A 15,946-nucleotide genomic window follows, 5' to 3' on the forward strand; every position below is an offset into this window, starting at 1 on the left:
AGAGAAGGTCTGGCCCCGTCCTTGCTCCTGATCGACGATCAAAACAGACCGCTGTAGCGTTCCTCTGCCCAAGGTTCGCCCCGCTGGTGGTAGCCGTTACGTTCCCAAAAACCCAGTTCTTCGGTTTCTGTAAACTCCAGGCCGTTAATCCATTTAGCGCTTTTCCAAGCGTACAAGTGGGGAACTACGAGCCGCATTGGGCCGCCGTGGTCGGCCGATAGAGGTTCGCCGAAGACGGTGTGGGCGAAAAAGTTTTCTTCTCGGAGGAAGTCGGCGATCGCAATGTTGGTAGTGTAGCCGCCGTAGCAGTGTTCCAGGACGTGCAGAGCTTTCGGATCGAATTCTATGTAGTTCATAAAATCTGTGACTTTGACTCCCGTCCACTGCACGTCGAGTTTTGACCACCGGGTGACGCAGTGAAAATCCGCAGTAAAGTTACTTTGGGGCATCGCCTGGAAGTCCGACCAAGTGAAGGTTTTTGGTTTTGCCAATCCCCAGACTTTAAATTCCCAACTCTCAATGCTGACGGAGGGTGTATCCCCGTAGGTCAGCACGGGAAAGCCGTTGGCGAGGTATTGACCCGGGGGGACGCGATCGCTGTTTTCTGATTCTGGCTTGCGAAAAAATTTGCCCAGCATTGATTCACGCTCTACAGTAACTGACTGCAATCCTCACTATAACTTGCAGAGATGGGTGCATTGCAATTCATCTCAAGGTAGAAAGCAAAAGCATTTCTGCCGAAATAAAAATCCCACAATCCTGCCTGATGCCAACCTACTTATGCCTTCTGAGAGAGGCTAAGCTAAAAATTACAAAATATATCACCCCAGAGTATGAATTACCTAACCTTAAATTTTATCGCAGTTGATGGTGCATTTCTGAATCTTTGATGTATTGTAACAATATGCTCAGATGCCATATGTAAAAAACATTGATGGGGTAAAAATCATGATCACAAGTTGCTTGATTCCTTTGACGGTCTGCTTGGTTGCTTGGTGGGTGACTGCCGGGACTGACAACAGAACGCTAGACGGAATTCCGGCTCCCATAGCTGCAATTATTGGAGTGTGTTCGTTAATTTGGTTTGTGGCGGCGTGTCCTTGGTTTGTTGAACTCGCTCTAGTCTTGGCGGTGGTGGTTTTTGGCAAAGCTTATTTGCAAAAAATCTTGAAAGTCGGCTGAATTTTCAAGGCTAGCGCTCCTATGATTTGCGGGAGCGCGATCGAGTGCTGCTACTTTGTTAAAATTTTTCGCAATTTGTCAGGCTAGGTTCTCAGAGGGGGTCGCAAAGGCGGAACTAACCCCAGAACTGGTGAAATTCAATTTACATATTTCAGTTAAAAATTAGAACATAAACATTGACAGAAAAACCCGGTTTATCTTAGATAAACCGGGTTTGTGGGGGGCTTAAATTTTCACACATCCCGCAAGAATTGCTTAGGACTTAGACACTCGGAACACAAGAAACCCGGTTTCTGAGTCCAGGAGTTTTGCTGTATGTGCGTAAAATGGCGAGCTGTTAAATTGGCAAGCGATTGATATCTTTATTAGAACCAATTACTACCATGGCGTCGCCCTTTCTCAAGCGTTCGCTTGGCTCAGGATTAATCTCGAACTTTTCGGCGCGCCCGACTGCTAGCAAGTTCAAACCATACCTGCGCCGGAGTTCCAATTCGGAGATGGTTTTACCATCAAACTTTTCAGGAACGAGCAACTCAACGATGCTGTGAGCTGGGTCGAGGTCAAAGCGTTCTAAAATGCTGGGTTTTGTAAGAAGGCGGGCCAAAGAGCAGCCCATTTCTCGTTCGGGAAAAACTACATGATCTGCCCCGACTTTTTTCAACAGTTTTAAGTGAGTTTCCGAAGAAGCTTTGGCTATTACGTGACTTACCCCGCCTTCCTTAAGATTTAGGGTGGTGGTAATGCTTTCTGCTAGGTAATTGCCGATCGCAACAATCACTGTTTCAAATTCAAATATACCCGCTTCCTGAAGAGCGCTAGGCTCAGTAGAATCTAACTGCACAACGTGAGCAGCAATACGATCGTTCAAAGCTTGAGTTACTTTTTTTTCATCGGTGTCTATTCCCAGGACTTCGTAACCCAAACCGTGCAGAGTAGAACACACAGCTTTGCCGAAGCGTCCCAAACCAATAACTGCAAACTGCTTGTTGTCGGCGCGCAAAGTGCGAAAAAAATTCAAAGATGACAGGTTCACTAAATTTCCAGCGCTGAGCGTCTTGCTGTTTAAATTTTAGCAGAGACAGCGCCGCCTCCTTTTGATTTTTTGGTAAGTAGTAAAAGTTGATTTGGGTTGTCACCCATTGTTTAGATTATCAGCAACGAGACAGGATTTTTTTATCCCACTAACAAACTTTCCTCAGCATACTTAAAAGACCTGGGTTTTGGGTCGCCGAAGGCAGCACTTATCAGCAGCAGCACCCCAACCCGACCTATGTACATCGTAGCAATCAAAATCAATTTACCGATCGCTGAAAGCGTGGGTGTAATTCCAGTCGAAAGACCGACCGTAGCAAAAGCTGAAACGGCTTCATACAGCGCTGCGATAAATTCTACTTGGGGATTGGTCAGCTCGATTAAAATTGCAGATGTGAACGCGACCAACAGGGAACCGAAGACTACGCTAATGGTTTTCAGAATCATTGGTGGCGGGATTTGACGCTGATAGCACTCCACATCTTCCTGGCCTTCGATAACTGCTGTGGTACAGCAAAACAATAGCCTAAAAGTTGTGGTTTTGATTCCGCCGCCGGTGCTGCCAGGACTGGCGCCGATAAACATCAGCGCGATAGTCAGAAATAGCGAGGCTTCGCTCATTTGGCCAATGCTAATTGTATTGAACCCCGCCGTGCGGGGAGTAACAGATTGAAACCAAGCTGCCATCACCTTTTGAGGAAAATTTAGAGCGCCGAAAGTGTTTGGGTTGTCGTATTCGAGCACCAAAAAGGCTAGCGTTCCTAAAATTAAAAGAACAGCCGTTGTAGTGGTAACAACTTTGAAGTTCAGGGAAAAAACTGTGCAGATAGGGCTTTTGTTGAAGCGATCGCGCAGCCACAGGTACATTTCCATAATTACTTGATAGCCGATTCCCCCAAATATGATTAAACCGCTGACTGTGAAGTTAACCATAGGCGAAGTGATGTAGCCGATCAAATTATCTGAATAGATGCTAAAACCCGCGTTGTTAAAGGAATTAACGCTGTGAAATATAGCAGACCACACACCCTCTTTAAATCCGTATTGGGGGACGAAAACCGTCATCAGCAAAAACACTCCTGTTAATTCAAACAAAAGCGTTGTTGCTAGAATGGACTGCACGAGTTGTACTACGCCGGCTAGCCCGGATTTGTCGAGAGATTGTTGCAGGGCAATTTTGTCTTTCAAGCCAAAACGGCGGCCCAATAACAGCAGCAAGAAAGTGGTGGCTGTCATGTAGCCCAAGCCGCCTATTTGCACCAGTAAAACTAGGCACAGTTGCCCCCAAAAAGAGTAATATTTTCCCACATCCACAACCGACAAGCCCGTGACGCAGACAGCGGAAGTAGAGGTAAACAGTGCTGTTATTGGATCGCTCCAAGTTCCATCAATTGTGGAAAAGGGCATCATCAGTAATAGAGCACCTGCGAGGATGACAGCGAGAAAGCCCAAAGCAATGGTTCGCGAGACAGTCATTCGATTTTAGATTTTAGATTTTAGATTTTAGATTTGAGAGGGAACCACAAATCGATTTTAGATTTGAGGTTTTAGAGGGAACCCACAAATCGATTTTAGATTTGAGGTTTTAGAGGGAACCCACAAATCGATCCTCGGGCTTCAAATAAGGACATCTCTGTCTGGCGAGTGCCTGCGGTCGATCGAACTAAATGACCAAATTCTATGACAACAGCGGGAAAATAACGGTAGAATTCCTTTAATAACTTGCGATCCGGCGATGACTTCAACACTTTACCAGCAAATTCAGCAACTTTACGACGCTTCTAGCGGTCTGTGGGAGCAGGTGTGGGGCGAACATATGCACCACGGTTACTACGGCCCGGATGGCAATTTGAAAAAAGAGCGCCGACAGGCTCAGATAGATTTGATAGAAGAACTGCTGGCTTGGGCTGGAGTACCGTCAGAGAAGGCACTCTGTGAATCTTACCGCATTCTCGATGTCGGTTGCGGGATCGGCGGCAGCACGCTGTATTTGACCGAAAAGTTTAGTTCGATCGCGGAAAATAATTTAAAGTTGGATGGCGGGAGGGATCATGATTTTAGCAGATCGCCCGAACTAAACAAAACGGGCGCTACCGTTACAGCGACCGGGATTACTCTGAGTCCGGTACAGGCCAACAGAGCGACCGAACGCGCTAAAATTGCCGATGCTCAAAGCAATGTGAACTTTTTGGTGGCCGATGCTTTGAATATGCCTTTTCCTGACGAGTCCTTCGACTTGGTTTGGTCGCTCGAAAGTGGCGAACATATGCCCGACAAAATTAAGTTTTTACAGGAATGCTGCCGCGTGCTCAAGCCGGGAGGAACTTTGATTTTGGCAACTTGGTGTCACCGCCCGGTGGGAGAAACAGCGGGAGAATTAACTGATGAAGAGAGAAAGCAGTTGGCAGAAATTTACCGAGTTTATGCTTTGCCTTATGTGATTTCTTTGCCGGAATATGAGGAAATTGTCCGCAGTTTGCCTTTGACAAGTATTCGCACCGCTGATTGGTCAAAAGCTGTTGCTCCTTTTTGGGATGTGGTGATCGATTCTGCTTTAACTCCGAGCGCGATTTGGGGTTTGCTCACGAGCGGTTGGACGACTATTCAAGCAGCACTTGCTCTCGGATTGATGAGCCGTGGATATCAGAGCGGGTTGATTCGTTTTGGGCTGATTTGTGCTGTAAAATAACAGGGATAGATCAGAGAAGTTTTGAGTCTTGAGTTGATGAGTAAGGTGCGTAATACGCACCTACAAAATATTATTTGTCTGGTGCGGGTGTGAGATTTATGGGCAATGATTCGATTGGCAAGTCTTGGATTGATAAAAATGGCTCGGCTCCGCAAAGCTGGCTGAGGGCATTTTGGGAGTTTTCTCGGCCTCACACAATTGTGGGTACTAGCTTGAGTGTATTGGCGTTGTACGCGATCGCCCAAAGTGCGCGGCTGTTTGTGAATCCTGTATTTGGGCCCCTAGCTTTTGCATGGCTGGCTTGCATTTGCGGCAATATTTATATTGTGGGATTGAACCAGTTAGAAGATGTTGAAATTGATAAAATAAATAAGCCGTATTTGCCGCTCGCCTCGGGAGTGTTTTCTCGGAAAACCGGGGAATTAATTGTAATTGCAACGGGAATTATAGCAATTTTGACCGCTGTTTTACAAGGCCCGTTTTTGCTGGCTACCGTTGGCGTTAGTTTGGCGATCGGGACTGCTTATTCTCTGCCCCCAATTCGGCTGAAACGGTTTCCTTTTTGGGCGGCGCTGTGCATTTTTACGGTGCGGGGTGCGATCGTAAATTTAGGGTTATTTTTGCACTTTAATTGGGTGTTGGATTTGGGAATGGCGAAAAGCGCTTTTTCTGGCTGGAGTTTGGAGAGTGTGTCTTTTCGGATTCCTGCGGAAGTTTGGGTACTGACGATTTTTGTTGTGGTGTTTACGTTTGCGATCGCCATTTTTAAAGATATCCCCGACATGGAAGGGGACAAGCAATATAATATTACTACGTTTACGATTGAGCTGGGCAAGCCTGCCGTCTTTAATTTATCTCGCTGGGTGTTGACGGTTTGTTATTTGGGCGCGACTTTGGCGGGAGCGATCGTATTGTCTAATGTTAATTTAGTGTTTCTGGCAGTTTCTCATTTGGCGGCTTTGGGTTTGATGTGGTTTTGGAGTGCGAAAGTTGATTTGGACGATAAAATAGAAATTGCGGCATTTTATCAGTTTATCTGGAAGTTGTTTTTCTTAGAATATCTGATTTTTCCCGCAGCTTGTTTGTTGGGGTAGAAGGGGAAGAAGGAAGAAGGAAGGAAGAAGGAAGGAAGAGTTAACAAGTTAGAACAATTTGACAATTACCAGTTAGCGAACTCCCAAACAACAAAGACAACTATGGCTTCTCAAAAAAAAATTCGGAAAACTGCCTGCAAACTGGGTGCCGAAGACTCTTTGAAATTAGCTTGGGAACATCACCAAGCGGGCCGTTTGTTAGAAGCTGAGAATTTGTACCGGCAAATAATAGAAGTGCAGCCGGAATCAGCAAACGTGCTGTGTTTGTTGGGAATAGCGGCGCGACAGCAGGGAAAAATTGCCGAAGCGATCGACTTTTACGAACAAGCGATCGCCCAAAACCCCGATTTTGTAGAAGCACATTTAAATAAAGCTAATGTTTTGCTGGATGTACGCGAGTATCAAAGGGCGATCGCCAGTTACGAACAAGTCATCAAAATCCAGCCAAATTCCGCACTCGCTTACAATAATTTGGGCTGGGTAAAACAGCAATTAGGGGAAATAGACGCGGCTATTTTATATTACAAAACAGCGTTGCAACTCGACCCCAACCTGTCGGAAACAGCGCACAATTTAGGACATTTATTTAAACAAAAAAATCAGTTAAACGAGGCGATAACTTATTACGTCCACGCTTTAAAAATTAATCCAAATTTGATATATTCCCTGATGGGATTGGGAACAGTTTTGCAACAGCAGGGGAAATTCGCCGAAGCTTTCAACTGCTACCAGCAAGCTGTAAAACTAGAACCCACCAATCCCGAAGCTCACAACAATGTAGGAGCATTTTACCACGAACAAGGCAATGTAAAAGCCGCCATATCCTACTACAGACAAGCATTAAACTTAAAGCCCGATTTCGTGGAGGCTATTAACAATCTCGGACACGCTTTGGTCGATTTGGGAGAATTTCAAGAGGCTTTTTCTTGTCACAGTCGAGCCTTGGAATTGCAGCCAGACAATGCCACAGCCCATCTGGAATTCGCCTTAACTTTGCTATTGTTCGGAGATTTTCAACGCGGTTTTGCTGAATACGAGTGGCGGTGGCGCACTCCGCAACTACAACCGAGGCAATTTAAACAGCCGGTTTGGGATGGTTCAAATTTGCAGGGAAAAACTATTTTACTGCACGTCGAGCAAGGCTTCGGCGATTCTATTCAGTTTATTCGCTACGCGCCAATTCTTCGCAGCCGAGGGGCTAAAGTTATGGTGGCTTGCTACCCCGAACTGATGCGCTTGTTTGCGACAGTTGCTGGTATTGAATATTTATCAGTTAGTCTTGAAGGTTTGCCAGAATTTGATGTTCACGCGCCGCTGATGAGTTTGCCGCGAATTGTCGGGACAACTCTAGAAACAATACCGGCAAATGTTCCTTATTTAGCTCCGCCTGCTGAGTGCAAGTTTGCGCTTTCTTCTGATGCAAAATTGAAGGTAGGGATTGTTTGGGCGGGGAACCAGAAGCGCCGGAAAGACAATCAGCGTTCTTGCAGCTTGAGCGATTTTATTCGATTTTTGGATGTTCCGGGGATTGCTTTTTATAGTTTACAAAAAAACTTGTCCCAGAGCGATCGCACTTTGTTACACCAACACTTAGTGCCGGATTTAACTCCGCATTTGAACGACTTTGCTGATACCGCTTCGGCTATATCTCAACTGGATTTAGTCATTAGTGTCGATACGGCTGTGGCGCACTTAGCCGGTGCTTTAGGAAAACCGGTTTGGGTGCTGCTTTCTTTTGCTCCTGACTGGCGTTGGCTGCTGGATCGTGAAGACAATCCTTGGTATCCAACTGCGAGGCTTTTCCGCCAAAGTCAGCCGGAAAGTTGGCAAGAATTGTTTGAGGAAGTGCAGGCAGCTTTGAGTTCTTTTGCGATCGCCAATACTGCTAGTTACTCCGAGGATTCTGCCCACGCTCAGCTTGACTTCGTTTCACTTGCAATGACTGCTAATCATACGCCTGACCTCGATTCTGTAGCTCTCAAAATGACAGGTGCAAGCGTAGTTCAAGAAAGTAAACAAATATTTGTGATTGGGAGCGAAGGGTTAGCAGAAGGCTCCGCAGCTAAGCAATCGCAGGGGATTGAGACATCGGTTGCGATTGGAACTGGCGGGGAGAGTTTGGTTGTTTTAGAGGATTTATTGCGGCAAGCAGAGCATTTAATGGAAACAGGCGATAGGGAAGAGGCGATAGCCATTTACGAACAGATAATATCTCTTGACACAAGTTGCGTCCAAGCGCGGATTAATTTGGGTTTTCTCAAGCAAGAAAACGGCGAAGTGGACGCAGCTATGTCGCATTACCGAGAAGCTTTAGCGCTTAATCCCAATATTCCTCAAACATCTTACAACTTGGCAAAGATTTTTGAGGAACAAGGTCAAGTGGAAGAGGCGATCGCACATTACGAACAAGCTCTTTTCGCTGAACCGAATTTCGTACCCGCACTGATTAATTTAGCTGTGGCGCTGCAAGAAAAGGGGGGACTTTTCAGGGCTAGCGAGCTGTACCGACGAGCGCTGGAAATTCAGCCGCATAGCTGGGAAGCTTACAACAATCTAGCAACAGTTTTGCAAGAACAGGGCAATTTAGAAGAGGCGCTGGAGTATTATCACAAAGCTCTGGAATTGCTGCCGGATTTTGTGGAAGCTATCAACAATTTAGGCAGGACGTTTCTGGAAAAAGGCGCGGTAGAAGATGCGATCGCCTGCTACAGACGAGCGATTCATTTAAGTCCAAATCATGCTAGCGCTCACCTCAATTTGTCCTTGGCTTTGCTGTTGGTGGGAGATTTGGAAAATGGTCTCGCCGAATACGAGTGGCGCTGGCAAATTAAAGAATTTCACACTGGTCACTCGTGTTTTTTGACGGGGCCGGATAATACTGTTTCGGCGAGAGAATACCGGCCACTATGGGACGGTTCTGATTTGGTGGGAAAGACTATTTTGCTGCACGCCGAACAAGGTTTAGGCGATTCGCTTCAGTTTATTCGCTACGCTGCGATCGTCAAAAATAAAGGCGGTAGGGTCCTTGTGGGCTGTTACCCGCAATTGCACCGTTTATTTGCAACGGTTGATGGCATTGATTTGCTAATAGTTAAAGGGGAGCCACTGCCGGAATTTGACGTGCAAGCGCCGATGTTGAGTTTGCCCTATATTATTGGTACAAAGCTGGAAACAATACCGGCAAATACTGCTTATTTATCTCCGCCTGCGGGTGCTGAATTTACGCTTATGCCCGATCGCACTTTGAAAGTTGGCATTGTCTGGGCGGGGAATCCAAAACACCGCAAAAACAAGCAGCGTTCGTGCAGTTTGAGTCAGTTTCTGCCGCTTTTGGACGTTTCGGGGGTAAGTTTTTACAGCTTGCAAAAAGAGGTTTCCGAGGCCGATCGCGCGCTGTTGAATCAAACGTCGATCGTAGATTTGAGCCCGCATTTTGGCGATTTTGCCGATACTGCTGCTGCGATCGCCAAACTGGATTTAGTCATTAGTGTCGATACCGCTGTCGCCCATTTGGCGGGCGCTTTGGGCAAACCAGTGTGGATTTTGCTGGCGTTTTCGCCGGATTGGCGGTGGCTGTTGGAGCGTGAAGATAGTCCTTGGTATCCCACGGCGCGGCTGTTTCGCCAGCATCAGCGGGGGGACTGGGAGGACGTTTTCGATCGGGTGGCGGAAGGTCTAGGCGCGGTTGCTGCTGCATTTGTGCCGTCGGATTCGGCGGATGCAGAGTTTCGGTTGGGCGTGGATTTGCAGCAGCAAGCCGATTTTGGCGGTGCGATCACTTGTTATGAGCGAGCGATCGCGATCGCTCCTAATTACGCAGCCGCCTACAGCAATTTAGGCGTTGTCAAACAGCAAACGGGCAGGCTAACAGAGGCGATCACCCACTACCGACAAGCCCTAGCAATCGACGGGAATTTGGCGGAAACTGCAAGCAATTTGGGTAGCGCGCTCGCGGAAGCAGGAGAGACTGAAGAGGCGATCGCAGAATATGAGCGGGCGCTGTCTTTAAACCCGAATTGCGCGGAAGCGCTGATTAATTTGGGCCTGTTGCGGGAAGAGCAAGGAGATGTGGCGGAGGCTATAAGCTGCTACGAGCAAGCCATTCAAGTCAATCCTAATTGCGCGGTCGCTTATTTGAATTTGGGAATTGCTTTGGAGGAACAAGGGGAGGAATCGGGCGCGAATTACGAACGGGCGATCGCGAATTACGAACGGGCGATCGCGATAGAGCCAAATTATGTGGACGCCCTGCAGCATTTAGCATACGCCTCGATCCGACAGGGCAAAATTGACCGCGCCATCGCATACTACGATCGAGCTCTGGCGCTGCAACCGGATTGGGCAGAAACTGATCTGGCTTTCGGGAGTTCGCTGTCTAGCCCAGATAAGGTGGATGAGGATTTAGCTGTTTGCCAGCAAGCGATTCAGGCATTGCCAGCCAGTGCACAGGCTCACTGCAATCTGGGAATTGTCCTGCACAAACAGGGCAAAATTGAAGATGCGATCGCCTGCTACGAGCAAGCTTTGAGCCTGAAACCCGACTTTCCACAAGCTTTGAACAATCTCGGCAAAGCTTTTGAGGAAGCGGGAAAAATGGCAGAGGCGATCGATTGTTACCGTCGGGCGATCGAACTCAAACCCGGTTATATCAATCCCCTCACCAGTTTGGGAAGTGCTTTGCACGATCGCGGCCAAGTTGCAGATGCTCTCACCTGCTACAGCCAAACAGTTAAATTCAATGTCGGCCATCCTGAATCTCACCTAAATTTAGGTTTAGTTTTGCTGCTGGCGGGAGACTTTCAGCGCGGTTTTTGCGAGTACGAATGGCGACTCCTAGTTAAAGAAAAACAGTTCCGATCCCACCACTTTATTCAGCCGCTTTGGGATGGCAAAGATTTGCAGGGAAAAACTATTTTGCTTTGCCCGGAACAGGGTTTAGGCGATGCAATTCAGTTTATCCGCTACGCAGATTTAGTCAAGCAAAAAGGCGGCAGGGTAATTGTTTGGTGTTTGCCGCAGTTGCAGCGCTTGTTTGCACAAGTTTCGGGACTCGATGCGTTAATAGTTAATCCAGAGGATGCGCCGGATTTTCAAGTGCGCGCGCAGCTCATGAGTTTGCCTCACCTTCTGGGAACAACTTTAGAAACTATACCCGTCAAAGTTCCTTATTTAGCTCCGCCGCCCGGTTGCGAATTTACTCTCAATCCAACTACTAATTTGAAAGTAGGGATTGTGTGGTCTGGAAATTCTCAATACTCCCAAAATAAGGTGCGATCGTTTCCGCTAAATTTGTTCACCAAAGTGTTAGATATTCCCGGAGCAGATTTTTACAGTTTGCAAAAGGAAATGACAGCAGACGATCGCGCTTTGTTAGAGCAAATGGCCGTAACAGATTTAAGCTCTTATTTGCACGACTTGGCGGATACTGCGGCGGCAATCTCGGCTCTGGATTTAGTAATTTCTGTAGATACTTGTGTGGCACACTTGGCTGGTGCTTTGGGCAAACCAGTGTGGATTTTGCTGTGTTTTGTGCCGGATTGGCGGTGGATGTTGCAACGCGAAGATAGTCCTTGGTATCCGACGGCGCGCCTGTTTCGCCAGTCTACAGCGGGAGATTGGGAAGGAGTTTTAGAACAAGCTAGTTTGGCGCTCAGAAAAAGAATTTCTCAGGATCAGGAAGCTCAACCACTAATAGAAGCTCAGCCCTATGTTGACTTAGCTCAAGAACAGTTCAATTGCGGAAATGTTCTGAAAGCGCAAGGTAGATTGTCGGAGGCGATCGCTTGTTTTAAAAAGGCTTTAGTTTGGCAGCCGAATTCGATCGAAGCCGCCACGAATTTGGCAGTAACGCTGCACCAAACAGGCGATTTAGCCGAAGCTGCCACCTATTATCAGCGCGCGATCGAAATCGCCCCGAACTGCGCTCAAGCGCACAATAACTTGGGTATTTTGCTGCAAGATCAAGGTAATATACCCGATGCTGTATCTTGTTTTCAAAAGGCGATCGCCCTGAATCCGATTTACGTCAAAGCTCTCAACAATCTCGGCGCGACACTCCAGCAGCAGGGCGAGTTGCCGACTGCGATCGCCTGTTTTCATCAAGCACTTTCTGTCAATTCCAATTATGCGCCAGCGCTGGTAAATTTGGGTGCGGCGATGCAAGCAAAAGCTCAGTTAGCCGAGGCAGAACGGCTTTACGAGCGTGCAATTGAAGCAGAACCCAACAATCCTAAAGGACACTATCACCTGGGAACGTTATCCTTGGGTGCTGGCAAAATAGAACAGGCAATTTCTAGCTTGGAACGAGCAATATCTTTGAATCCGAATTATCTAGAAGCTCTCACTAATTTAGGCAGTGCAAATGAACAATTAGGAGACGTAAATCAAGCAATTTATTGTTACAATAAATCTCTAAAAATTGATGAAAATTGTGTTAAAGCTCACTTCAATTTAAGCTTAGTCTTGCTGCTAACTGGGGACTTGTCGCGCGGTTTAGCAGAATACGAGTGGCGCTGGCAAACAGAACAAGCGAAAAAATTGCAAAGGTTGAATTTTGATCAACCGATTTGGGACGGTTCAGATTTGAACGGGCAAACTATTTTACTCCGATCCGAACAAGGTTTGGGCGATGCCATTCAATTTGTGCGATACGCGGCAATTGTGCAGCAAAAAGGCGGCAAAGTAATCCTTTCTTGCTATCAAGAACTGAAGCGTTTATTTAAGCAGATTCCTGGGATTGAACAAGTGGTGATTCGGATGGATGAATTGCCCGATTTCCAACTGCAAGCACCGCTGATGAGTTTGCCATATATTCTCGGAACAAATTTAGAAAATATACCGGCAAAGGTTCCTTATTTAGCTGCGCCGCCGAATTGGCAATTTTCTCTAAATTCCGATGGTCAGTTTAAAGTTGGAATTGCGTGGGCGGGAAGTGCGGAACATTTGAAAGATTTTCAGAGATCGAGCGATTTAAGCTACTTCCTGCAATTGTTAGATATTCGCGGTGTAACTTTTTACAGTCTTCAGAAAGAAATGTCGGCTGGCAATCGTACTTTGTTAACTCAGATTCCAGTGATAGATTTGAGCGACAATTTGAACGATTTTGCCGATACTGCGGCGGTGATATCGCAACTAGATTTAGTAATTTGTGTGGATACCGCTGTCGCGCACTTAGCAGGTGCTTTGGGTAAACCCGTATGGATTTTGCTGTGTTTTATGCCGGATTGGCGGTGGATGTTGGAACGCGAAGATAGCCCTTGGTATCCGACGGCGCGACTGTTTCGGCAGCAAACACCGGGCGATTGGGTGGGAGTTTGCGATCGCGTAAAAACAGCCTTAAAACACCTAATCTCTAATCGTTCCCAGGCTGTGCCTGGTAACGGATATCCCCAGGCTTCGCCTCGATTTTCCTTATCGCCCGCACAGGTACAATTTCACATAGCAAATGCTTTACAAAAACAAGGTAAAAAAGCAGAAGCAGCCGATCGCTACGAACAAGTAATTGCTGCCTCACCCAGCCACGCAGAAGCCCACAGTTGTTTAGGTGATATCAAACAGGAAAACGGGCAAATAGCCGAGGCTATTGCTCATTACCAAAAATCGCTAAAAATCAATCCCAACCAGGCTGAAACTAACTTATACTTGGGTACCGCCCTCGAAGAACAGGGACAAGTCGCAGAGGCGATCAACTTCTACAATAAAGCAATTCAACTACGTCCCAACTCGCCAAATTGGCGCTTGAGACTAGCCTTCGCTTTGCTCTTAACTAGAGATTTGAAGCGTGGTTTTGCGGAGTACGAATCGCGCTGGCAAGCTGAACAATTGGATCGGAACTCTTTTGAGCAACCGCTTTGGGACGGCTCTGATTTGCAGGGAAAAACAATTTTACTGCACCCTGAACAAGGTTTTGGCGATACGATACAGTTTATCCGCTACGCGCCTTTAGTTAAGCAAAAACGTGGGAAAGTTATTGTTGCTTGTCATGTCTTGCTGAAGCGTTTATTTGAAGGAATTGCCGGAGTCGATCGAGTAGGAGTCAGGCCGAGCGATTTGATAGATTTTCAAGTGCAAGCCCCCCTGCTAAGTTTGCCCAGAATTCTGGGAACGACTTTGGAAAATATACCGGCAAATATTCCTTATTTAGCTCCGCCACAGGATTTTAAATTTTTCCTAGAGCCGAACAATAAACTAAAAGTAGGTCTTGTGTGGGCGGGCGGCCCGCTGCACCGCAACAATCACCAGCGCTCGTGTAAATTGAGCGATTTTGTGAAATTTGTAGATGTTCCGGGAGTGAGGTTTTACAGTCTTCAGAAAGATTTGTCAGCGGGCGATTCCCTACAGGATAGCTGCGCTTCACGCACTTTATTAAATCAACACCAAATTGAAGATTTGAGTGAACATTGCGTCGATTTTGCCGACACAGCAGCAATTATTTCGCAACTCGATTTAGTAATTTGCGTAGATACTGCTGTGGCGCATTTAGCCGGTGCTTTGGGCAAGCCCGTCTGGATTTTGCTGTCTTTTGTTCCCGATTGGCGCTGGATGCTGGAACGCGAAGATAGCCCTTGGTATCCCACTGTGCGTCTGTTTCGCCAGCAAAAACCGGGTGATTGGGATGGAGTGTGCGATCGTATAAAAGCAGCCTTGCTAGATAGGGCGGGCACGGGGGCACCGCCCCTACAATCTACTCGTTCCCATACTCAGCCTGGTAACGCAGATTCTGATACTCCGCCTCAAATCCAACCCCCAGAAACTCCCCCACAAATTACCGGAATCGGCATTAGTTGGCCCCTCAGCATCACCAGCGGCTGGGGAATTTACGCCATGAATTTAACACTACAACTGCGGCAAAATCCCGCCTGGGAAGTTGCACTTTTAGCACCGCCATCAATCACATCAGATTCAATGAATCCGCTGCATAAATCGCTGTTGTTACCTGTAATTGAAAAGCACAAAATTTTTCAGGAATTAGTAGCAGCAAATTCCGACAAACAAATCAGTTGTAATTTTCCCGTACTTTATGCTTTGGGGAATAATTTAGCATCCTCTGGAGTTGACAATCAAATTACCAGCGCTTGTCAAATAGGAGTCATATTTTTTGAAGACACACGAATCACAGCAGAAGCACTAGAAACAGCCAAAAAATATCGCGTGATTGTCGCCGGTTCTAACTGGAATGCCGATGTGTTGAGAAGCCGCGGCTTGACTAATGTGGCGATGGTACATCAAGGAATTGACCCAACAATTTTCCATCCTGCACCCAAATCTAATCTATTTGGCGATCGCTTCGTCATTTTCTCCGGCGGCAAACTGGAATATCGCAAAGGTCAAGATATTGTAATTGCTGCTTTCAAACGATTTCGCGCCAGACATCCAGAGGCTTTGTTACTAACAACATGGCACAACTTCTGGCCTCAGTATATGCTAGGAATCGAACAAACCGGAAACGTTGCCGGACTCCCCAATATCAACCGCGACGGAAGTTTAGAAATTTCCCAATGGTTGGTGGCTAACGGTTTGCAGACTGACTCTTTTATCGACCTCGGCTTAATTCCCAATCACCTCGCCGGACAAATTTTGCGAGAAGCTGACTGCGCTGTTTTCACCAATCGCTGTGAAGGCGGCACTAATTTAGTCGCGATGGAAAGCATGGCCTGCGGAATTCCGACTATTTTATCAGCAAATACTGGTCATTTAGACTTGATTTACAGCAACATTTGCTATCCTTTATCGAGCCAAGGACGAGTTAAACTGACTGCTCCTTTTTCCGGTGTAGAAGGTTGGGGAGAGTCTGAGGTTGCAGAAGTTGTCGAGGCTTTGGAACAAGTTTATACTAATCGCGAAGAATCAAAACGTCGCGGTTTAGCTGCGGCTAATTTTATGCTAGATTGGACTTGGGAAAAACAAGTTAAGCGTTTTTTGGATGTGATTGCGGATATGTAGATAACAC

Annotated in this window: 7 protein-coding genes; 4 read left to right on the forward strand and 3 right to left on the reverse strand. The window is 46.8% G+C overall.

The window, feature by feature from the left end:
* Nucleotides 1–38: 38 nt before the first annotated feature.
* Nucleotides 39–638: a sulfite oxidase-like oxidoreductase gene (locus QUA42_RS11430; protein ID WP_333035002.1), complete on the reverse strand. Its 600-nt coding sequence runs from the start codon at nt 636–638 to the stop codon at nt 39–41.
* Nucleotides 639–948: 310 nt separating this feature from the next.
* Here QUA42_RS11430 and QUA42_RS11435 point away from each other — a divergent pair, with 310 nt between their 5' ends.
* Entirely contained in the window at nt 949–1,182 is a 234-nt protein-coding gene (locus tag QUA42_RS11435) for a hypothetical protein (protein WP_333035001.1), read from the forward strand.
* A 337-nt stretch (nt 1,183–1,519) separates the two neighbouring features.
* Here the strand turns inward: QUA42_RS11435 and QUA42_RS11440 are convergent, their stop codons facing one another.
* Together QUA42_RS11440 and QUA42_RS11445 are read right to left on the reverse strand one after the other, a co-directional pair.
* Nucleotides 1,520–2,215: a TrkA family potassium uptake protein gene (locus QUA42_RS11440; protein ID WP_333137393.1), complete on the reverse strand. Its 696-nt coding sequence runs from the start codon at nt 2,213–2,215 to the stop codon at nt 1,520–1,522.
* 140 nt (nt 2,216–2,355) lie between these two features.
* The gene (locus tag QUA42_RS11445; RefSeq protein WP_333137394.1) at nt 2,356–3,690 is read right to left on the reverse strand and encodes a TrkH family potassium uptake protein; all 1,335 of its coding nucleotides are present in this window, start codon (nt 3,688–3,690) and stop codon (nt 2,356–2,358) included.
* A gap of 259 nt (nt 3,691–3,949) precedes the next feature.
* Between QUA42_RS11445 and QUA42_RS11450 the strand changes: the two genes are divergently transcribed.
* The 3 genes from QUA42_RS11450 to QUA42_RS11460 all read left to right on the forward strand — a co-directional run bounded on the left by QUA42_RS11450 (nt 3,950) and on the right by QUA42_RS11460 (nt 15,939).
* Nucleotides 3,950–4,903, forward strand: coding sequence for a methyltransferase domain-containing protein (locus QUA42_RS11450; RefSeq protein ID WP_333137395.1), 954 nt, complete (start codon nt 3,950–3,952; stop codon nt 4,901–4,903).
* Nucleotides 4,904–5,001: 98 nt separating this feature from the next.
* A complete protein-coding gene (locus QUA42_RS11455; protein ID WP_333137396.1) occupies nt 5,002–5,997 on the forward strand; it encodes a homogentisate phytyltransferase in 996 nt (331 codons plus the stop codon).
* Between the two features lie 102 nt (nt 5,998–6,099).
* Nucleotides 6,100–15,939 (forward strand): tetratricopeptide repeat protein, encoded by a 9,840-nt coding sequence (locus tag QUA42_RS11460; protein WP_333137397.1) that lies wholly within the window; start codon nt 6,100–6,102, stop codon nt 15,937–15,939.
* Nucleotides 15,940–15,946 lie beyond the last annotated feature (7 nt).

Origin of the sequence: Microcoleus sp. Pol11C2, assembly GCF_036701505.1 — a bacterium.
Taxonomy (GTDB): Bacteria; Cyanobacteriota; Cyanobacteriia; order Cyanobacteriales; family Microcoleaceae; genus Microcoleus.